The 20429-nt window shown below is 61.7% G+C and carries 19 protein-coding genes and 1 tRNA gene; 13 read left to right on the plus strand and 7 right to left on the minus strand.

What is annotated here, in order from left to right:
• Positions 1–66: 66 nt before the first annotated feature.
• Positions 67–699: a LysE family transporter gene (locus OSW16_RS01290; protein ID WP_267820152.1), complete on the plus strand. Its 633-nt coding sequence runs from the start codon at positions 67–69 to the stop codon at positions 697–699.
• A gap of 30 nt (positions 700–729) precedes the next feature.
• On the opposite strand, the gene OSW16_RS01295 is transcribed toward OSW16_RS01290, so the two are convergent.
• Together OSW16_RS01295 and OSW16_RS01300 are read right to left on the minus strand one after the other, a co-directional pair.
• Positions 730–1482, minus strand: a complete 753-nt coding sequence (locus tag OSW16_RS01295) for a slipin family protein (protein ID WP_039601721.1) — start codon at positions 1480–1482, stop codon at positions 730–732.
• A 2-nt stretch (positions 1483–1484) separates the two neighbouring features.
• Positions 1485–2834: an NfeD family protein gene (locus OSW16_RS01300; RefSeq protein ID WP_267820155.1), complete on the minus strand. Its 1350-nt coding sequence runs from the start codon at positions 2832–2834 to the stop codon at positions 1485–1487.
• 96 nt (positions 2835–2930) lie between these two features.
• Between OSW16_RS01300 and OSW16_RS01305 the strand changes: the two genes are divergently transcribed.
• From OSW16_RS01305 to OSW16_RS01315, 3 genes are all read left to right on the plus strand, one after another.
• A complete protein-coding gene (locus OSW16_RS01305) occupies positions 2931–3389 on the plus strand; it encodes an aminoacyl-tRNA deacylase (RefSeq protein ID WP_039601719.1) in 459 nt (152 codons plus the stop codon).
• Positions 3390–3450: 61 nt separating this feature from the next.
• Complete coding sequence (locus OSW16_RS01310; RefSeq protein WP_267820157.1) at positions 3451–3693, plus strand: DUF2789 domain-containing protein; 243 nt, start codon at positions 3451–3453, stop codon at positions 3691–3693.
• Positions 3694–3763: 70 nt separating this feature from the next.
• On the plus strand, positions 3764–4402 hold the full coding sequence (locus OSW16_RS01315; RefSeq protein WP_267820159.1) for an NADH:ubiquinone oxidoreductase subunit N: 639 nt from the start codon (positions 3764–3766) through the stop codon (positions 4400–4402).
• Positions 4403–4408: 6 nt separating this feature from the next.
• Here OSW16_RS01315 and OSW16_RS01320 read toward each other — a convergent pair whose 3' ends face one another.
• Positions 4409–4846, minus strand: a complete 438-nt coding sequence (locus tag OSW16_RS01320; protein ID WP_267820161.1) for a CBS domain-containing protein — start codon at positions 4844–4846, stop codon at positions 4409–4411.
• A gap of 254 nt (positions 4847–5100) precedes the next feature.
• Here OSW16_RS01320 and OSW16_RS01325 point away from each other — a divergent pair, with 254 nt between their 5' ends.
• The 3 genes from OSW16_RS01325 to OSW16_RS01335 are packed head-to-tail and all read left to right on the plus strand — an operon-like array spanning position 5101 to position 9089.
• Positions 5101–6630, plus strand: a complete 1530-nt coding sequence (locus OSW16_RS01325) for an OmpA family protein (RefSeq protein WP_267820163.1) — start codon at positions 5101–5103, stop codon at positions 6628–6630.
• A 21-nt stretch (positions 6631–6651) separates the two neighbouring features.
• Positions 6652–8259, plus strand: coding sequence for a hypothetical protein (locus OSW16_RS01330; RefSeq protein WP_267820165.1), 1608 nt, complete (start codon positions 6652–6654; stop codon positions 8257–8259).
• Entirely contained in the window at positions 8256–9089 is an 834-nt protein-coding gene (locus tag OSW16_RS01335) for a hypothetical protein (protein WP_241805012.1), read from the plus strand. Before OSW16_RS01330 ends, OSW16_RS01335 begins: the two co-directional genes overlap by 4 nt.
• Before the next feature lie 73 nt (positions 9090–9162).
• Here OSW16_RS01335 and OSW16_RS01340 read toward each other — a convergent pair.
• Together OSW16_RS01340 and OSW16_RS01345 are read right to left on the minus strand one after the other, a co-directional pair.
• Positions 9163–9239 (minus strand) — tRNA-Arg (locus OSW16_RS01340).
• Positions 9230–9592, minus strand: coding sequence for a hypothetical protein (locus OSW16_RS01345; RefSeq protein ID WP_267820168.1), 363 nt, complete (start codon positions 9590–9592; stop codon positions 9230–9232). The genes OSW16_RS01340 and OSW16_RS01345 overlap by 10 nt, the downstream gene beginning before the upstream one ends.
• A 126-nt stretch (positions 9593–9718) precedes the next feature.
• On the opposite strand from OSW16_RS01345, the gene OSW16_RS01350 reads away from it, so the two are divergent.
• Complete coding sequence (locus OSW16_RS01350) at positions 9719–10189, plus strand: Lrp/AsnC family transcriptional regulator (protein ID WP_267820170.1); 471 nt, start codon at positions 9719–9721, stop codon at positions 10187–10189.
• A 98-nt stretch (positions 10190–10287) separates the two neighbouring features.
• Here the strand turns inward: OSW16_RS01350 and OSW16_RS01355 are convergent, their stop codons facing one another.
• On the minus strand, positions 10288–11664 hold the full coding sequence (locus OSW16_RS01355; RefSeq protein ID WP_267820172.1) for an inorganic triphosphatase: 1377 nt from the start codon (positions 11662–11664) through the stop codon (positions 10288–10290).
• 114 nt (positions 11665–11778) lie between these two features.
• On the opposite strand from OSW16_RS01355, the gene argE reads away from it, so the two are divergent.
• Together argE and argA are read left to right on the plus strand one after the other, a co-directional pair.
• Complete coding sequence (argE, locus tag OSW16_RS01360; RefSeq protein ID WP_267820174.1) at positions 11779–12921, plus strand: acetylornithine deacetylase; 1143 nt, start codon at positions 11779–11781, stop codon at positions 12919–12921.
• A 125-nt stretch (positions 12922–13046) separates the two neighbouring features.
• Positions 13047–14345: an amino-acid N-acetyltransferase gene (argA, locus tag OSW16_RS01365; RefSeq protein WP_267820176.1), complete on the plus strand. Its 1299-nt coding sequence runs from the start codon at positions 13047–13049 to the stop codon at positions 14343–14345.
• Positions 14346–14408: 63 nt separating this feature from the next.
• Here argA and OSW16_RS01370 read toward each other — a convergent pair whose 3' ends face one another.
• A complete protein-coding gene (locus OSW16_RS01370; protein WP_241805017.1) occupies positions 14409–15785 on the minus strand; it encodes a glutamine synthetase family protein in 1377 nt (458 codons plus the stop codon).
• A gap of 574 nt (positions 15786–16359) precedes the next feature.
• On the opposite strand from OSW16_RS01370, the gene OSW16_RS01375 reads away from it, so the two are divergent.
• The 3 genes from OSW16_RS01375 (at position 16360) to OSW16_RS01385 (ending at position 20396) form a co-directional block, all read left to right on the plus strand.
• Complete coding sequence (locus OSW16_RS01375; RefSeq protein WP_012312227.1) at positions 16360–17718, plus strand: glutamine synthetase family protein; 1359 nt, start codon at positions 16360–16362, stop codon at positions 17716–17718.
• Positions 17719–17767: 49 nt separating this feature from the next.
• The gene (locus OSW16_RS01380) at positions 17768–19129 is read left to right on the plus strand and encodes an aspartate aminotransferase family protein (protein ID WP_267820180.1); all 1362 of its coding nucleotides are present in this window, start codon (positions 17768–17770) and stop codon (positions 19127–19129) included.
• A 169-nt stretch (positions 19130–19298) separates the two neighbouring features.
• Positions 19299–20396, plus strand: coding sequence for a polyamine ABC transporter substrate-binding protein (locus OSW16_RS01385; RefSeq protein ID WP_267820182.1), 1098 nt, complete (start codon positions 19299–19301; stop codon positions 20394–20396).
• Positions 20397–20429: the final 33 nt, after the last annotated feature.

Consider the following 20429-nt stretch of genomic DNA (forward strand, 5'->3'; position numbering starts at 1 on the left):
GCTGGTTATTTTTTCGCCAACATCTTAGCTTAACGTTTTGCAACATATGTTCGAACGAGGTGTGTGATGTCGATGGAAGTGTGGTTGGGCTTCTTTGCCGCTTGTTGGGTGATCAGCCTTTCGCCCGGGGCCGGGGCGATCGCCTCGATGTCCAGCGGCCTGCAATATGGTTTCTGGCGCGGTTACTGGAACGCCCTGGGCCTGCAGATTGGCCTGGTCGTGCAGATCGCCATCATCGCAGCGGGTGTCGGCGCCATTCTTGCGGCCTCCGCCACGGCCTTCAGCCTCATCAAGTGGTTTGGCGTCGCTTACCTGGTCTACCTGGCCTACAAGCAATGGCGCGCCTTGCCGATGGACATGACTGATGAATCCACCGTGCGTCCGATCGGCAAGCCTTTGAGCCTGGTGTTCCGTGGTTTCCTGGTCAACGTCAGCAACCCCAAGGCCCTGGTGTTCATGCTTGCTGTGCTGCCACAGTTCATCAACCCGCATGCACCGCTGTTGCCGCAATACGTGGCGATCACGGTGACCATGGTCACCGTCGATATGCTGGTGATGGCGGGTTATACCGGGTTGGCTTCACGGGTGCTGCGCCTGTTGCGCACCCCCAAGCAACAGAAACGCCTGAACCGGACGTTCGCCGGCCTGTTCATCGGGGCTGCCACGTTCCTCGCGACCCTGCGCCGCGCGCCTGTCTGACCGTTTTGCGGGGGGCCTCGTGCAGGCCCCTCATTTCTCCCGGTCCATCATCCCCTTGAGCAAGTCCAAGGGCATTGGGAAGACGATGGTCGAGCTCTTGTCTCCGGCAATCGACCCCAGCGTCTGCATGTAGCGCAACTGCATGGCTCCTGGCTCCTTGCTGAGCATCTGCGCGGCCTGCATCAGTTTTTCCGACGCTTGCAGTTCCCCTTCGGCGTGGATGACCTTGGCCCGCCGCTCACGTTCGGCCTCGGCCTGACGGGCAATGGCGCGCACCATCGATTCGTTGAGGTCGACGTGCTTGATCTCGACGTTGGCCACCTTGATGCCCCAGGCGTCGGTTTGCGCGTCCAGCACCTGGCGGATATCCAGGTTCAACTGTTCCCGCTCGGCCAGCAGCTCGTCGAGCTCGTGCTTACCCAATACCGCTCGAAGGGTTGTCTGTGCCAGCTGGCTTGTGGCGACCAGGAAGTCTTCGACCTGGATGATCGCCTTCTGAGGGTCGAGCACACGGAAGTACAGCACCGCATTGACCTTCACTGACACGTTGTCGCGGGTGATCACATCCTGCGGCGGCACATCCAGCACCACGGTACGCAGGTCCACCCGCACCATCTGCTGGATCACGGGGATGAGCAGAATCAGCCCCGGCCCCTTCACCTGCCAGAAACGCCCCAATTGAAACACCACCCCACGCTCGTATTCGCGCAAGATGCGAAATGCCGACAGCAACAGCACGCCCAGCAGCATCAGCAGGGCCCCGAAACCCAATTGCATGAACATCGTCATTCTCCTTGCGCTGTAGGAGCAGCAGCGCTCACTTCGAGCATCACGCCATGACGCGCGGTGACCCGCACCTGCTGGCCGAGCTGCAAGGGCGTAGTGCACTGGACCTGCCATTGTTCGCCCTGGGCCTGTACTGCGCCACAGAACGGGTTGTCTGCCACCACCTGAGTGACGCTCACCAAGCTGCCCACCAAGCCGGCGTCACCGCTGACCAAGGCCCGCTTGCGAGCTTTGAGGGCCATGCCCAGCACACCCCCTATCAGCAATGCCGAGAGCACCGCCAGGCTCGCGATCAACGCCAGCGGAATGCCGAACCCGGGGGCGTCGGTGTCTATCAGGATGACCGCGCCCACCACGAACGCCACGATGCCGCCAAAACCGACCACACCGAAACTGGGCAGGAACGCCTCGGCGATCATGAAGGCGATACCGAGCATCACCAGCGCGACACCGGCAAAGCTCACCGGTAGCAACTGCAGGGCATACAGCGCCAGCAACAGGCAGATGCCACCGACCACGCCGCCCACGCCGGAGCCTGGGTTGATGAACTCGAACAGCAGGCCATACACGCCGATCATGATCAGAATCAGTGCCACGCCAGGGTTGGTGATCACGGCCAGCAGGCGTGTGCGCCAGTCCGGCAGATGCTCGACCAGGTTGGCGTCACGGGTGTGCAACGGGTGCGGCTGGTCAGCGGCGATGAGGGTCTTGCCGTGGAGCTGGCGCAGCAGGTCAAGCAGGTCGTTGGCCACGTAGTCGACCACGTTCTGTTTGAGCGCTTCGCTGGCCGACAGGCTGACTGCTTCGCGTACAGCCTGTTCTGCCCAGTCGGCGTTGCGCCCGCGCAGCTGCGCCAGGCCGCGGATATAGGCGGCGGCATCGTTCACCTGCTTGCGCGCAAGGGCTTGTTCATTGCTGTCGGGTTTGGCCTTGTCATCCTTTGGTGCACCCGGTGGGCCGCCAATCTGCACGGGTGTGGCGGCGCCGAGGTTGGTCCCGGGCGCCATGGCCGCTACGTGGCTGGCATAAAGGATGTAGGTGCCAGCGCTGGCAGCACGGGCACCGCTTGGTGCAACGAAGGTCGCAACCGGCACGGGACTGGCGAGGATGACCTTGATGATCTGACGCATGGCGCTGTCCAGGCCGCCGGGGGTATCCATGCGGATCACCACCAGTTGCGCGCCCTGTTCCCTGGCCTGGTCCAGGCCGCGCAGCACATAGTCGGCAGTGGCCGGCCCAATGGCATCATCGATGCTCAGCACCCAGATTGCTCCGGGCGCGGCCTGGCTGCCTGGGGCGAGGCCAAGCATCAGCACCAATAGCCACCCGCGCCAGCAGCGAGCGATCACCTGTCGTCACCTTGTTCGCTTACGTTCTCCAAGTTTAGCCCTGCCCACCCCGGCAGGGCCTAAAATTGGAGATGGGGGCGAAACCGGAGGTGCATCATGCGAATGGCCAAGACCCTGCAGCAGCGCCTGGACCAGGCTAACTGCGACTACGACATCATTCCCCATCCCCACTCGGCGACCAGCCTGGAATCGGCGCGTACGGCTGGCGTGCCGGCCGAGCGGGTCGCCAAGTCGGTCATGCTCGACGATCGCCATGGCAACTACATCATGGCGGTGCTGCCTGCCAACCGGCACCTGGACATGAGCAAGGTGCGCATGTCTGGCGCCTGGCAACTGACCCGCGAAAGCGGTCTGCCGAGCCTGTTCGGTGACTGCGAGCGTGGCGCCATCCCGGCAATGGGTGACGCTTATCAGATAAAGATGCTGCTCGATTCGAGTCTTACCCGCCAAGGCGATGTCTACCTGGAGGCGGGTGACCACGATCACCTGATCCACATGAGCATGGAGCAGTACCTGAAACTTGTGCCGCAAGCGGAAGTACGCGAGCTGTGCTGATGTTCTCAAACCAATGCCGGGCTGGCGTCGTGGACGGCCCGCCCGGTACCCAGGAGGAAACATGGAAGCGCCTACCCATCACTTTTCCGAGCTGTTCAAGCAGTTGGGCTTGCCCGATGATCCTCAGAGCATCGATCAGTTCATCTCCAGCCATTCGCCGCTGAAAAACGAGATCAAGCTGGTGGACGCGCCGTTCTGGACCGACTCCCAGCGCGCTTTTCTCAAAGAAAGCATCATTGACGATTCCGATTGGGCAGTGCCCTTCGATCAACTCAACGAAGCGTTGCGCCGCCCCCGAAAATAAAGCGCCGAGCGGCACCTGACGAGTGATCGGCCGTTGCTATGCTCAGGAAAACAATAAGGGGATATGCGCGATGAAAGATCCCTACGCACCAGGTTTCTGGTGCACCGTGACCATCCTGGGCACCCTGACGGCCGGCTACTTCTACGGTATCCGCCACACACACCACATGAACCAGGCTGTGCAGTTTCTGTACGCTGCTGCGGCAGTGGCTGCAGCGGTCGCGCTGCTGGGCCTGACGTGGATCGCATGGCAGCAACTGCACCTGAACAAGCGCGAGGTGATCCAAGGGCGAACATTGCTCACCATCTGGAACACCAAGGTGGCGCTACGCCGGGTAGAAACGGTATTCGACCGGTATTTCTGGGGCAGCTATTGGCATTCGGGGCGCACCTTCGAGGAAGTGATGGGCGAGCTCAGAGGTACACCCCTGGAACAAAGCCTGGATGCGCTCAAGCGCCAGTGCCGAGCGCTGGACCGCGAGGTCCACGACCATCACCATCACTGGTTGGCCAACGCCCGGGATCTGTCCAGCGTCGCCACAGCCATGGCACGCGAACGTTATCAACTCGACCTGCTCGAGCCCTCGAGCAGTGGCCATGGCAATACCGCAGTGCTCAATCGTGACCTTGAAGTGCTGGTCTACACATGGTCGGCGCGCCTGCGCAGCTTCGACCATCAGTTGGACGAACTGGAGCGCGCCTACCACTGAAGTGGGTCATTCACCGCGGATGTACTGCTCCAGTTGCACGATCAGGCTGGCCTGTTCGGCGATGGTTTCCTTGACCAGGTCGCCGATCGACAGCAGCCCGAGCAACTCGCCATTGCTGACCACCGGCAGGTGGCGCAGGTGGCGGTTGGTCATGAGGTTCATGCAGTACTCCAGATTCTGCTTGGGCTCCACCGTGACCACGGGTGCACTCATGATTTCCCGCACCGGCGTAGCCGCCGAAGACCGGCCCTTGAGCACCAGCTTACGGGCATAGTCACGCTCGCTGACGATTCCGATCACCTGGTTGTTCTCCACGACCGGCAGCGCACCGACATTTTTCTCCGCCAGCATTTTCAGGGCTTCGAGCACCGAGTCGTCAGGGCCGATGGTATAGACGGCCTGGTGCTGGGACTTGGTCTTGAGGATTTGTTCGACGTTCTTCATACAGGCCTCTGCGGATAGAAAAAACGGGCTCTTGGAGTAACTAAAGCATCCGGCACGCGGGGCTGCACGGCAATGCAGGAAGCGGCATCGAGTCGATTGAAAAACGTCATGGCTGAAGTCGTTACGGGGTGAAGTAATAGACAGGCTTGAGGGCGCAGGGGGGATGCCAAATCGGATGGGGTAATATGCCCGATAATCTGTGACAATACATGTCAAGTTGCCATCATTCAGTCCTCTTTCGGCAAGGAGCCGCAATGCACCGTGCGTTTCGCCTCACAGCGCTAAGCTGTGCCTTCATTACCGCTGCCGGGTGCAGCACTCAGCAGATGGACACCCTTTCCAAGAAAGTCAAAGACATCGGCAGGGACTACGGCATGCCGGTGCTCTGTGGCGTCGGTGTGGTGGCCGGGGGAGCTGCCGGTTACGCCCTCAAAGGCAAGGACGGCATCTTGCCGGGTGCTGCCGTCGGTGGCGCGGTGGGTTGCGTCGTGGGTTATGCCTGGCAGTCCCGCCTGCAGGAGCTGGACCGCATCGCCAAAGAAGAAAACCTGAAGATCACCACAGAGAAGCTGACAGTGGCCTCGGCCGCGGTGGTAACCGCTGTGCCGGAGCAGGCAGGTTTGGTGACCCAGATCGAAGACAGCGGCATGTTCGCCACCGGCTCTGACCAGTTGACCCCAAGCGGGAAGCGCGCCGTGGCCAAGCTGGCACAGATGTATGCCAAGCCTGCCGCCACCGATAAGCAGGCCGCTGCCAAGGAGTCGCTGGATCGTCGCCTGCTGATCGTCGGCCACAGTGATGCTGTGGGTAACGCCGAATTCAACCAGAAGCTGTCCGAGCGTCGCGCCAAGACGGTCGGCAAGGTCATGCTGCAGGCGGGCATACCTGCCCATGCGATCTACTACCAGGGGGCAGGAGCCTCGCGACCGATTGCCGACAACAGTGACCCGCTGTTGCGTGGCCAGAACCGTCGTGTGGAAATCGTCGAGCTGGCCAACGAACAGGCCTTGGTGATGCGGGCCCAGGCAGAGGCGGGCAACACCCGCTACCTGCACTATGGCACCTCGACCGCAGCCAGGTCCAAGGCTGCCGGCAGCGCTAAGGCCAGCAGCACGCCGACCCGGCGGGCGACCGCAATGTCCGGTACGGGCGTTGCCAAAACCCCTGGCAGCACCCCGCCCACGAAGGCCGCAGCCGCTGCCCGGCCGCAAGTCGATTTCGCCGGCACGCCGGTGGCCAGCTACAACTGGACCATGGCCCAGAGCATCAAGCCAAAACAGAGTGGCTTTACCTTGATCAGCAGCGCTTATGCCGCGCAGATGCCGATGTCGAGCTGTGAGGCCGACAGGCCGCGCACCGCCGGCGAGGTCTTGAGCATGGCCAACGACCAGCCGCTGCCAAGGCACGCGACCAAAGACTACCTGCCTGGTTATAACAACCGTGTCTGGGCCAACTTGGTCAATGGGCACCTGGTGACGGTGTCGCCGGTATCGATCCTGCGCGAGAACGCCAAGGTCGATCGCCAGCCGATCCTTCAACTGGTGGAAGATTACAAGCTGCCCACCCAGCACAAGCCACGGACGATGAAAGCCGTGGCCAACACCTATGAAGGCGAAAGCGAAGTGCTGTACCGGGTCTTCGCCAGTGATGCCAAGGCCTCGATTTCCTGCATGGATATCGTCTTCAGCAAGGGCAATGCCCAGGCCAGCCAAGGTGCCTTGTTCTATGCCGCCGGCGGTGATGCTTTCGTCGCTGCTTACACGCCGATCCCGGCCACCAAATAACCCAAGTCAAGGACGTCCTGAATGGAAGACTTTTCGCTAGCTGCACTCAAATCATTGATTCTCGCCAACCAGTTATTCACCGCCGGCCTGCTTTCGCTGCTGGTGACTGCGCTGATCGTGCATAAATACTGGGAGGAGGTTTCCTATTTCCTCATCCGTGTCTGGCACAGCTTCCCCCTGATCGGTACGGTGGCCCGGCTGTCGCGCAAGCGGTCTTCGGTCGACAGCGATGGCTGGATCAACCACGAAGTGACCTTGTCCAAGCCGTACTACGGCCAGTACAAGAAGTACATGAAAGGCGTGAACGCCTACAATGCCTCCCTGGACTACCTCGCCAAGGCCGGTGAGGCCGGGCGCTCGCCGCGCCCGGGTTGGGTGCTGGTACTGGTGCTGATGCTGGTACTGATCGAGGCCATGGGTTTTGCCTACGTCCTGGCCGGCTGGATGAACATGGATGCCTCGACCAATGACCGCCATTGGCTGACCGCGGGCACTGCGATCCTGCTCGCCGTCGCCTCGGCGTTTTTCGCCGAAGCCGCCGGCCATACGCTGCACCACAACAGCCTGATCGCCCGTGCCCGCCACTGGTGGCAAGGTGAAGAGCCTACCAAGCGCTCGCGTTCGCTGAAGGCCGGCAAGGCGATCAACCTGGAGGATTCCTTCACCGACTCGGACAAGCCGGACTACGAGCAACTGCTGGTCCGGGTAAAGGACGTCAACTCCACCGTCTCGCGCAAGTACGTCTGGCTGGTGGTCTGCGGTGTGTTCGTGGCGGCCATGGCTGTGGGTGCGTTCGTGGTGCGCTCGGCGACCCTGGACAGCATCGAGACCGAGATGGTCAACGGTATGCGCGCAGAGTCCGCGGCGCAAAGCTCCCTTGCCGGTTCCCCGTTTGACCTGCCAGCAGAATCCCAAGCCATCAATGATGAGGCCGACAACGCCACCATCGATGACAAGATGCACGCGATCCGCCAGGCCAGCCTGACCACCTACATCATGCTGTCACTGATCTACATCGCCATTCAGGGCATCAGCATCTGGCTGGCCAGCCGTTACTACTTTGCCGGCACCCACTCGCCAACCGCCTGGCGCCTGACCCACGAGTACGCCACCGCCGAGGAAATGCTCGACGCGATGGACCAGAAACGCCATGCCATTGCCAGTCACGCCGACGACAAGCTGCGCCGCCTGCAGACATCGCTGTCCGGCCGCGACCATACCGACGCCGCTGTGCTGCACGCGCTGGAAGGTGAAAACACCGCACATCGCAACTTCCTCGCCTACGTCGAGTACAAGGCCGGTAAGGTTTCGCCCCAGCCAGTCAAGCCAAAGCCTAGCGTTGAGGCGGCTGCACCCGCGCCTTCGGCGCAACCTGTAGCCCCGGCTCCGGTTGCGCCGCAGCCTGCCGTGGCCGAGCCTGTCGCCGCGGCCGTTGCCCAGCCTGCCGCGCCGGTTGAAATCAAGGCTTCGGACTTCCACGACATGACTGGCCTGCCGGAAGAGAACCTGGCTGCCGCCAGCCGGGCGTTGAACGTCAGCGAGGCAACACTGCGTGACATCCGCGAGCAACAGCAGGCGCTCAAGGCGCTTGGCCTGTTCCCAGCGAAAAAGGAGGGCATGCTGTCATGAGGCTGGCCAAGGCCCTGATCCTTGCGCTGGCGTTGCCTTGTGCAGCGCTGGCCGCTGAGCGCAATGACCTGCAGAGCTGCTACACGCGCAACGGTCTGGCTGACATCAAACCTGCAGCCTCGGGGCGCGAGCTGGTGGTGATCATCGATCAGACCATCCCGATGCCTGAAGACCTGCAGCGCAGCAGCTGGGGCCATATCGACCGGTTCGTTCAGCCGGGTGATCGCGTCAGGCTCTATACGTTTTCAGCGTTCTTGCCGGGGGAATATCAGCGCCTGGTGTACGCCGGCGAGCTGGACATGCCGTTGCAGGGCGATGTTCGCGACGACGTCAACATGCGCAAGCTGAGGGCCCTGGACCTGTGCCTGGCGACCCAGAAGAAAGCGTTCCAGGCGGGCTTTGGCGGGCTGTTCGTCAAAGGGCTGCGTGATGCGCGCCAGGACATTCCCAAGAGCGAAATCATGAACACCTTGCGCCGGGTAGGTGAGGACATGAGCAAAGAGCAGGGTGTCCAGGAGCGGGTGGTGTATCTGATTTCGGACATGCTCGAGCATTCTGACTACACCAGTTTCTATGCGGCCAACCAGATCAAGCAGCTCAATGTCAGCAATGAACTCAAGCTGGCACAGAGCAAAGGGCTGTATGCGGACCTGCAGGGTGCCAGGGTGTATGTTTCCGGTGCAGGCCTGGTGACCGATGCGGTGAAGCATGCCTACCGATCGGGCAAGACAATGGATGCGCTGAACGATTTCTGGGCGCAATACCTGAATGCGTCCAATGCAACCCTGGAAGGCTTCGGCACGCCCAGCCTGAGTACTGACCTTCGCTGAACGGGGCGGGGCTGCAACCTGCCCCAACCCACCAACGAAAAAGCCCCGGGCGCAGGCCCAGGGCTTTTTGATATGGCGCACTCGGCGGGATTCGAACCCACGACCCCTGCCTTCGGAGGGCAGTACTCTATCCAGCTGAGCTACGAGTGCAACGCGCACGCATGATACCCCTCTGATTCGGTCGCGTCCATCGCCTTGATCTTCGTCCATTTTTCCTGATCCAGGCTCACTTGCGCGACGCATACCAGATTGCGCAATTTTTGCGCAATCACCTCCGCCCGATGCCAGCTCAGCCCGCCGATACCCACTTCGATGTCCAGCAAATCATCTTGCTGGCTGACCTGCACGCTGTGCGGCGTCAGAAACTGCAGGGCGAACAGGTTCAGTACCCGGCACAAGGTGTCCGGCTCGGCTTCGGCTTGCAGGCGATAGCACACGTTGCTGTGGCTACTGCTGGCGGCCCAGACATCGGTTCGGGGCAGGGCGCGTTCGAATGGGTTCATGCTGGTCTCCGCAAAGGTGGGAGAAATTCTGGCAGGTTGATGCGGGTATTTTTTCGCTATTATTTGATGAATGGGCCAGTGCGGCGAATTGATCAATTTGAAGAATGCGAGATCAGGGAATTGTTAATGCAAAGCGAACTGGATGCGTATGACCGGCGGATTCTCGAGCTTCTTCAGGAGGATGCGTCACTGTCCAGCGCGCAGATTGCCGAGCGCGTAGGGCTGTCGCAGTCACCGTGCTGGCGCCGTATTCAGCGGCTCAAGGACGAGGGGGTGATTCGTGGGCAGGTCACGCTGCTCGATCGCAAGAAGGTCGGGCTGAACACGCAGATCTTTGCCGAGGTGAAACTGAACGCCCATGGGCGCTCCAACTTCACCGAGTTCACCGAGGCGATCCGGGGCTTTCCAGAGGTGCTGGAGTGTTATGTGCTGATGGGGTCAGTAGACTTCATGTTGCGTATCGTCACGCAGGATATCGAGGCTTATGAGCGGTTCTTCTTCGAAAAGCTCTCGAATGTCCCGGGGATTCAGGAGGTGAACTCCATCGTGGCGCTTTCAGAGATCAAGTCCACCACCTGCCTGCCGCTGACCCGCTGACGCTGTCGCCTGCAAGCCGGCCCCTAAACGTCAACCGCGGCCTGCGAGGCCGTGGTGACAGGGGAGCCGGCTTACCGGCGATGATGCACAAGCGGATGTCAGGCCTTGAGCAGGTGCTTCCAGCCGCGGCTCTGATCAATCGCGCGGGCCTGCTCCACGCGGGCTTCCAGCAGCTCGTCAGGCGCTTCGGCCAATGGCAGTTCCGCCAGCTCATGCAGCTTTTTCAGGTCGCCATACAGGCGGTCCATCTGCGGCGCCTCGAGCACCTGGCGCGCATGGTGCAGCCAGGCCAGCAACTGCTCGATACGCGGCAGTTGTTCAGCCAGGTCTTCCGGGCGTTGGGTGTAAAGCGGTAGCTTCAACGCACGGCCTTCCTCGCCCAGCAGATGTGCCAGCCAGCTGGCCAGTTGCGCCTTGCCCTGGCGTTCGCCACGGCCCTTGCGCTCTGCGGTCCAGGCACGGGCCAGCAGCCAGCGTGATGTTTCCAGAGAGAATTGGCCCCAGCGAACGTCCTCGAGTTCTTCGAGGAACTGCTCTGGCGCGGCGCGACGGATGTCCTCGTCGTCATTGCCGGCCTGAACCAGCGGGCGCCAGTCTTCCAGCAGCGCGTCCAGGCTGGCGCGCAGGTCACGGGTGCTGGCACGCGGGGCGGCCTGGCCAAGGCTGGCGACCAGTGCACGCAGTTCTGCCAGGCACTGCACCCAGTCCTGCAGCAGGCGCCAGTGGCCATTGTGGCGGTATTGCTCTGCCAGGCGCTGGCTGCTGCCCAGCAGTTGCCAGGCGAGGGCAGCGAAGGCATCGTCGACCGGCATTTCGGCGTCCAGTTCGGTGCTTGGCAAACCCAGCTCGTAGCTGTCGGGCTCCAGCAGGCGGTAACCGCGCTCTGCCTTGCTGATGTCGCACGGCATCAGGGGCAGGCTGGCGGCCAGCTCAGCGGCCAGTTCCAGCAGCGCCTCGGGGGCACCTTCGCGCAGTTCCAGTTCCAGCTCGCAGATCGCTTCCTTGCGTTTGCCGGCAATCACGAAGCCTTGGTCCAGCGCTGCCTCGATCACCACCTTGCTCTTGCCGCGGCCCCAGGCGATCTCGGCGAATTCGCGGGTGAAGTCGGTGGTGAACAGCGGTTTGATGGATTTTTTGTCAAGCTCGGCCAGTTGCTCAGGCCAGCAGGTGGCGTCGAGCTTTTTCAGGTCGAGTTTGACTTTGTCCAGGTGCCACTCGTATTCGTTGCGTTCGGACAGGCCGGCGACGCTTTGGCCACGGCACTTCAAGGTCTGGATGATCACCTCGCCGTCGCGGCGCAGGCGCAGCGCGACTCGGGCAGCAGAAAGTTCGCGCTCAGGGGTGTCGAAGTACTGGTTGAGCAGCTCGCGGGTCTGCCAGCCGGACTTGTTGCGCTTTTTCAGCAGAGGGTGCTCGCGCAGTGCGGCCAGAGTGTCGCGGCTGGCGCGGAGCTTGAGTTCGGTTTCTTTGTGCATCGCAGGCTCGAAGAGGGGCGTGATTGCCGTGCAGTCTACAGCAGTGTGCCGGCAACGGTTTATTCCTTACGGCGGATGGCCCTATGATGGGCAATGCTTCCGAGGAGTTCGCGCATGCCGTTGCCAACGCTGAAAGACCAGTTTGCCGCTTTGATCGCCGCGCCCTCGGTCAGCTGCACCCAGCCGGCCCTGGACCAGTCGAACCGCCAGGTCATCGACCTGCTGGCCGGCTGGTTGGGTGACCTGGGGTTCAGCTGCGACATCCAGCAGGTCGGCCCAGGCAAGTTCAACCTGTTGGCCAGCCGTGGCAGTGGCCCGGGCGGGCTTGTGCTGGCTGGCCACAGTGACACCGTGCCGTATGACGAGCAGTTGTGGAGCAGCGACCCGCTCAAGCTGACCGAGGTCGATGGCCGCTGGGTGGGCCTGGGCAGCTGCGACATGAAAGGCTTCTTCGCCCTGATCATCGAGGCGGTGATTCCATTGCTGGACCACGACTTCAAGCAGCCGCTGCTGATCCTCGCCACCTGCGACGAAGAAAGCTCGATGTCCGGTGCCCGAGCCTTGGCTGAGGCGGGTCAGCCACTCGGCCGTGCGGCGGTCATCGGTGAGCCGACCGGCCTGCGCCCGATCCGCATGCACAAAGGTATCCTCATGGACCGCATCGACATCCTCGGGCGCAGCGGCCATTCCTCGGACCCAAGCCTTGGCCACAGCGCGCTGGAGGCCATGCACGCGGTGATGGGTGAGCTGATGGGCTTGCGCCGGCAATGGCAGGATACCTACCGCAACCCGCAATTCACCGTGCCCACGCCGACCATGAACTTTGGCTGCATCCACGGTGGCGACAACCCCAATCGGATCTGCGGGCAGTGCGCCCTGGAGTTCGACCTGCGCCCCCTGCCTGGCATGGATGTAGAGCAGCTTCGTGCGGCCATCCGTGAGAAGCTGCGGCCGGTGGCCGAGCGCCATGAGGTGCGTATCGACTACGCGCCGCTGTTCCCCGAGGTGCCGCCGTTCGAGCAGGCGGCCGATGCCGAACTGGTGCAGGTGGCCGAGCGCTTGACCGGCCATCGCGCCGAAGCGGTGGCGTTCGGTACCGAAGCGCCTTATCTTCAGCAACTGGGGTGCCAGACGATCGTGCTGGGCCCTGGCGACATTGCCTGCGCCCACCAGCCGGGCGAATACCTGGAAATGTCACGAATCGAGCCTACCGTGCGTCTATTGCGTGACCTGATCCGGCACTATTGCCTGAATTAAACGTCCACCCTGCTGATTCGTCTTTGCCTAGAGGAGACCGCGCGTGACCGCAAGCCTGTTCCGACGATGATCCTGAACGCCGTGTGATCCAACGTTCTCCGTCCACTTTATCCACAGGCCCTGTCATGCCCGATTACGTCAACTGGCTGCGTCATGCCTCCCCGTACATCAATGCCCATCGCGACTGCACCTTTGTCGTCATGCTTCCCGGCGATGGGGTAGATCACCCCAATTTCGGCAATATCGTCCATGACCTGGTGTTGCTGCACAGCCTGGGCGTGCGCCTGGTGCTGGTGCATGGTTCGCGCCCGCAGATCGAAAGCCGCCTGGCCGCCCGTGGCCTGACCCCGCACTACCACCACGGCCTGCGCATCACCGATGCCGCAACCCTGGACTGCGTGATCGACGCCGTGGGTGCCTTGCGCCTGGCCATCGAAGCGCGCCTTTCGATGGACATCGCCGCCTCGCCGATGCAGGGCTCGCGCCTGCGCGTGGCTTGCGGCAACCTGGTGACGGCCCGGCCTATCGGCGTGCTCGAAGGTGTGGACTACCACCACACCGGTGAAGTACGGCGCATCGACCGCAAAGGCATCAGCCGCCTGCTCGACGAGCGCTCGATTGTGCTGCTGTCGCCGCTGGGCTATTCGCCGACGGGTGAAATCTTCAACCTGGCTTGCGAAGACGTGGCCACCCGCGCCGCCATCGAATTGGGTGCCGACAAGCTGTTGCTGTTCGGCGCTGAGCCCGGGCTGCTGGATGAGAGCGGCAAGCTGGTGCGTGAGTTGCGCCCGCAGCAGGTCGCACCGCACCTGGCGCGGCTGGGCAGTGATTATCAGGGCGAGTTGCTCGATGCCGCCGCCGAGGCCTGCAAGGGCGGCGTGGCACGTAGCCACATCGTCAGCTATGCCGAGGACGGCGCACTGCTCACCGAGCTGTTCACCCGCGGCGGCGGCGGCACGCTGGTGTCGCAGGAGCAGTTCGAAGTGGTGCGCGAGGCGACCATCGAGGACGTGGGTGGGTTGCTGGAGCTGATCAGCCCGCTGGAGGAGCAGGGCATTCTGGTGCGACGCTCGCGTGAAGTGCTGGAACGTGAGATCGAGCAGTTCAGCGTGGTCGAGCGCGAGGGCATGATCATCGCCTGCGCGGCGTTGTATCCGATTGCCGATTCCCAAGCCGGTGAGCTGGCGTGCCTGGCGGTGAACCCGGAGTACCGCCATGGCGGGCGCGGTGACGAGCTGCTGGAGCGGATCGAGAGCCGGGCGCGGGCGTTGGGGTTGAACACCTTGTTCGTGCTTACCACCCGGACCGCGCACTGGTTCCGCGAGCGTGGCTTTGCCCCTAGCGGGGTAGAGCGGCTGCCGTCGGCACGAGCATCGCTGTACAACTACCAGCGCAATTCGAAGATTTTCGAAAAGTCTCTGTAAACCAGGCGATCGATTGCCCTGCCAACCCATGCAAAACGCCGCCCCAGAGGGCGGCGTTTTCATTTACACGGTATGCAGATACCAGTTGTACTCGAGGTCGGAGATCGAATGCTCGAACTCCTCCAGCTCGCTCTCCTTGCACGCGACGAAGATGTCGATGTACTTCGGATCGATGTACTTGTTCAGGATCTCGCTGTCGTCCAGCTCGCGCAGGGCATCGCGCAGGTTGTTCGGCAGGCTCTGCTCCAGCTGTTCGTACGAGTTGCCTTCGATCGGCTCACCTGGCTCGACCTTGTTGGTCAGGCCATGGTGCACACCAGCCAGCACGGCGGCCATCATCAGGTACGGGTTGGCGTCGGCGCCGGCCACGCGGTGCTCAAGGCGTACGGCGTCGGGCGAGCCGGTCGGTACGCGCAGGGCCACGGTGCGGTTGTCCAGGCCCCAGCTCGGCGCGTTCGGCACGTAGAACTGAGCGCCAAAACGACGATACGAGTTGACGTTCGGGCAAAGGAACGCCATCGACGCAGGCAGGGTCTCGAGCACACCGCCGACAGCGTGACGTAGCGCGGCGTTCTGCTCGGGATCCTCGCTGGTGAAGATGTTGTTGCCATCCTTGTCCAGCACGGAAATGTGTACATGCAGGCCGTTGCCTGCCTGGCCCGGGTAGGGCTTGGCCATGAATGTGGTGTCCATTTCATGGTCGTAGGCGATGTTCTTGATCAAGCGCTTGAGCAGCACGGCATAGTCACAGGCCTTGAGCGGGTCAGGGACGTGGTGCAGGTTGACTTCGAACTGTGCCGGGGCGCTTTCCTTGACGATGGCGTCGGCCGGAATGCCTTGTTCCTTGGCGCCTTCGAGGATGTCCTGCAGGCAATCGGCGTATTCGTCCAGGTCGTCGATCAGGTACACCTGGGTCGACTGCGGGCGCTTGCCCGAGATCGGCGAGCGCGGTGGCTGCGGGCGGCCGTTCACGTTCTCCTGGTCGATCAGGTAGAACTCCAGTTCGAACGCGGCGCAGATGGTCAGGCCCATGTCGTCGAACTTGCTCACTACCTGACGCAGCACTTCACGAGGGTCGGCGAAGAAAGGCTCGCCTTCAAGCTCGTGCATGGTCATCAGCAGCTGTGCGGTGGGGCGTTTCTGCCAGGGCTCGTTACTGAGCGTACCCGGGATCGGATAGCAGATGCGGTCAGCATCGCCGATGTCCAGGCCAAGCCCGGTGCTTTCGACGGTGGAACCGTTGATATCGAGGGCGAAAAGGGAGGCCGGCAGGTTGATGCCTTTCTCGTAAACCTTGTGGAGGCTGGTGCGCTCTATGCGCTTGCCACGCACCACACCATTCATATCTGCAATCAGAAGGTCAACGTAGAGAACCTCAGGATGTTCCTTAAGGAACGCGTTCGCTTCGTTAAGCTGAACGGCACGCGGGGGTACCGACATGATGCAACACCTTTGTTGTTAAAAATATCAATCAAGGGGGGCTTGCAGGACCAGTCAATCGAAAAGCCATACTGATGTCAAGCCAACCCCATGATGCCCTGAAATGGCACATCGACGGCAGATTTGCTGCATATCGGGGCGTGCCATTATCCGCTATTTCCCTGCCAATGGGCTATCTCCGACATGCCGTGTTTTATTTTTTACGGAGGTGTTGTGTAAAAAAATGAACAAGGCTAAGCTCGGTCTCAACCCAAAACACAATAATACGAGGGTCACATGGTCCGCTTGTCGCGACCTGAAAGCGCTGCCTGTGCAGTGCGCTCGGGTATCCCTGCCGTTCCGGCACGCATCGATCGCGCTGTGGCCGTACTGGCCGCAATAATTGACGCTTTGCGCTTCTGGACTACCCCTCGTAGCGCCGTTTCGCTTCCTTTCTTGTATTCCTGCCCTTCGAACTCATTACGGACACGCTTGTTTGCAGTGTATCCACAGTGGTCCTGCGTGGGGGTTTTTGCTTTAGCAACCCACTCCATCCAGAATCAATGCGCGGACCACATTACCTCCTGAGGTATCTATGAGTAACAACCTCGACCAGCTCACCGATTGGTTGAAAGAGCACAAGATCACCGAAGTCGAATGCCTGATCAGTGACCTGACCGGCATCACCCGCGGCAAGATCTCGCCGACCAACAAGTTCATCGCCGAAAAAGGCATGCGTCTGCCCGAGAGCGTGTTGCTGCAGACCGTGACCGGCGATTACGTCGATGACGACATCTATTACGAACTGCTCGACCCGGCCGACATCGACATGATCTGCCGGCCCGACGAAAACGCTGTGTTCCTCGTGCCGTGGGCCATCGAGCCTACCGCCCAGGTCATCCACGACACCTACGACAAGAAGGGCAACCCGGTCGAGCTGTCGCCGCGCAACGTCCTGAAGAAAGTCCTGCAGCTTTACGCCGACAAGGGCTGGCAACCGATCGTCGCGCCAGAGATGGAGTTCTACCTGACCAAGCGCAGCGAGGACCCAGACTTCCCGCTGCAGCCCCCGGTAGGTCGTTCCGGCCGCCCCGAAACCGGCCGCCAGTCGTTCTCCATCGAAGCTGCCAACGAATTCGACCCGCTGTTCGAGGACGTCTACGACTGGTGCGAGCTGCAGCAGCTGGACCTCGATACCCTGATTCACGAAGACGGCACGGCGCAGATGGAGATCAACTTCCGTCACGGCAACGCCCTGCACCTGGCCGACCAGATCCTGGTGTTCAAGCGCACCATGCGCGAAGCGGCGCTCAAGCACAATGTGGCCGCCACTTTCATGGCCAAGCCCATGACCGGCGAGCCGGGCAGTGCCATGCACCTGCACCAGAGCGTGGTCGATTCGGTCACTGGCAAGAACATCTTCAGCAATGAAGACGGCAGCATGAGCGAGCTGTTCCTGCACCACATCGGGGGCCTGCAGAAGTTCATCCCCGAGGCGTTGCCGCTGTTTGCCCCGAACGTCAACTCGTTCCGCCGCTTCCTGCCCGACACGTCGGCCCCGGTCAACGTCGAGTGGGGTGAGGAAAACCGCACCGTCGGCCTGCGCGTACCGGATGCCGGCCCGCAGAACCGTCGGGTCGAGAACCGCCTGCCGGGCGCCGATGCCAACCCTTACCTGGCCATCGCTGCCAGCCTGCTGTGCGGCTACATCGGCATGGTCGAAGGCATTGCCGCCAGCGCCCCGGTGCAGGGGCGCGGCTATGAGCGGCGCAACCTGCGCTTGCCGTTGACCATCGAGGACGCCTTGGAACGCATGGAAGTCAGCCGCGCGCTGACCCAGTACCTGGGCAAGAAATTCATCACCGGTTACGTCGCCACCAAACGCGCCGAGCATGAGAACTTCAAGCGTGTCATCAGCTCCTGGGAGCGTGAGTTCCTGCTGTTTGCTGTGTGATCAACCCCTGAGGCCGCCCGCCGGCGGCCTGTGGACCCTGGAGAAGCACATGAGCGTCAAAAACCCGCAAACCCGTGACTGGCAAACCCTGAGCGGCGAGCACCACCTTGCACCTTTCAGTGACTACAAGCAGCTGAAGGAAAAGGGGCCGCGCATCATTACCAAGGCGCAGGGTGTGCATTTGTGGGACAGCGAGGGGCACAAGATCCTCGACGGCATGGCCGGCTTGTGGTGCGTCGCGGTGGGGTATGGTCGTGAAGAGCTGGTCCAGGCTGCCGAAAAGCAGATGCGCGAACTGCCGTACTACAACCTGTTCTTCCAGACGGCCCACCCGCCTGCGCTGGAGCTGGCCAAGGCCATTACCGACGTAGCGCCCGAGGGCATGACCCATGTGTTCTTCACAGGCTCTGGCTCCGAAGGCAATGACACGGTGCTGCGCATGGTCCGCCACTACTGGGCGCTCAAGGGCAAGCCGCAGAAGCAGACCATCATCGGCCGTATCAACGGCTACCACGGCTCGACGGTCGCCGGTGCAAGCCTGGGCGGCATGAGCGGCATGCACGAACAGGGCGGCCTGCCGATCCCGGGCGTCGTGCATATCCCGCAACCGTACTGGTTCGGTGAAGGCGGCGACATGAGCCCGGACGAGTTCGGGGTGTGGGCGGCCGAGCAACTGGAGAAGAAGATTCTCGAAGTGGGTGAGGACAACGTCGCGGCCTTCATCGCCGAGCCTATCCAGGGCGCCGGCGGCGTGATCATCCCGCCAGACACCTACTGGCCCAAGGTCAAACAGATCCTCGCCAAGTACGACATCCTGTTCGTCGCTGACGAAGTGATCTGCGGTTTTGGCCGTACCGGCGAGTGGTTCGGCTCTGACTACTACGGCCTCAAGCCCGACCTGATGACCATCGCCAAAGGCCTTACTTCCGGTTACATCCCCATGGGCGGTGTGATCGTGCGTGACAAGGTGGCCAAGGTGCTCAGCGAAGGCGGCGACTTCAACCACGGGTTCACCTATTCCGGCCACCCGGTGGCCGCTGCGGTAGGCCTGGAAAACCTGCGCATCCTGCGCGACGAGAAGGTCGTCGAGAAGGTCCGTACGGAAGTGGCACCCTACTTGCAAAAACGTCTGCGTGAGCTGCAGGACCACCCGCTGGTGGGCGAGGTACGCGGCCTGGGCCTGCTCGGCGCGATCGAGCTGGTCAAGGACAAGGCCTCCCGCAGCCGTTACGAAGGCAAGGGCGTGGGCATGATCTGCCGCAACTTCTGCTTCGACAACGGCCTGATCATGCGCGCGGTGGGTGACACCATGATCATCGCACCACCGCTGGTGATCAGCCATGCAGAGGTGGACGAGCTGGTGGAAAAGGCACGCAAATGCCTGGACCTGACCCTCGAAGCGATCCGTTGAGCGCCTGCTAGGCTAGCGATGTGACATTAAGTCGTTACAAGGGGCTGGTTTCCTTGAAACAGCGCCTTGTAACTTGCCAGACTAGCGGCTGTTTCAGTCGTCCGGCGCTCTGCACGGTAGGTTCTGGCTGCTGAACAGATGGCTAAATAAAAATTCTGGAGCATGACGCATGAAGAAAATGGGCAAGACGTTGCTGGCCGCCGCCCTGATGGGAGCCATGGCCACCGCTGTACAGGCTGAAGACAAGGTGCTGAACGTCTACAACTGGTCGGACTACATCGCTCCGGACACCATCGCGAAGTTCGAGAAACAGACAGGCATCAAGGTCAAGTACGACGTCTTCGACAGCAACGAAACCCTGGAAGCCAAGCTGCTGGCGGGCAAGTCGGGCTATGACGTGGTCGTACCGTCCAACAACTTCCTGGCCAAGCAGATCAAGGCAGGGGTCTACGAAAAGCTCGACCGCTCCAAGCTGCCGAACTGGAAGAACCTCGACGAAGACCTGCTCAAGGCCGTGGGTGACGCCAGCGACAAAGGCAACGAGCACGCATTCCCCTACATGTGGGGCTCGATCGGCATCGGCTACAACCCGGAGAAGGTCAAGGCTGCTTTGGGCGTCGACAAGATCGATTCGTGGGACGTGGTATTCAAGCCGGAGAACATCGCCAAGCTCAAGAGCTGCGGCGTGAGCTTCCTCGACGCACCGACCGAGATGCTGCCGGCCGCGCTGCACTACCTGGGGCTGCCTAGCGACAGCACCAAGAAAGAAGACCTGAAGAAGGCCGAGGACCTGTTCCTGAAGATCCGTCCTTCGATCACCTACTTCCACTCGTCCAAATACATCGGCGACATGGCCAACGGCAACATCTGCGTGGCCGTGGGTTACTCGGGTGACCTGGAGCAATCCAAGGCGCGCGCCCATGAAGCCGGCGACAAGGTCAAGGTCGACTACATCATTCCGAAAGAAGGCGCCGGTACCTTCTACGACATGGTCGCCATGCCCAAGGATGCCGAGCACAAGGAAGCCGCCTACAAGTTCATGGACTTCCTGATGCAACCGGAAATCATGGCCGAGATCACCAACGCCGTACGCTTCCCGAACGGCAACGCTGCTGCGACCCCGTTGGTGGACAAGGACATCACCAGCGACCCGAGCATCTATCCGCCTGCCGACGTGAAAAAGCACCTGTACGCGATCGCCGCGCCAGAAGCTGCTGCCCAGCGCCTGATCACTCGCAGCTGGACCAAGATCAAGTCGGGCAAATAAGCCTGACTGCAACAGCTCTGGGCCGGGGTTTTC

The sequence above is a fragment of the Pseudomonas putida genome, from assembly GCF_026625125.1.
GTDB classification, from domain to species: Bacteria; Pseudomonadota; Gammaproteobacteria; order Pseudomonadales; family Pseudomonadaceae; genus Aquipseudomonas; species Aquipseudomonas putida_X.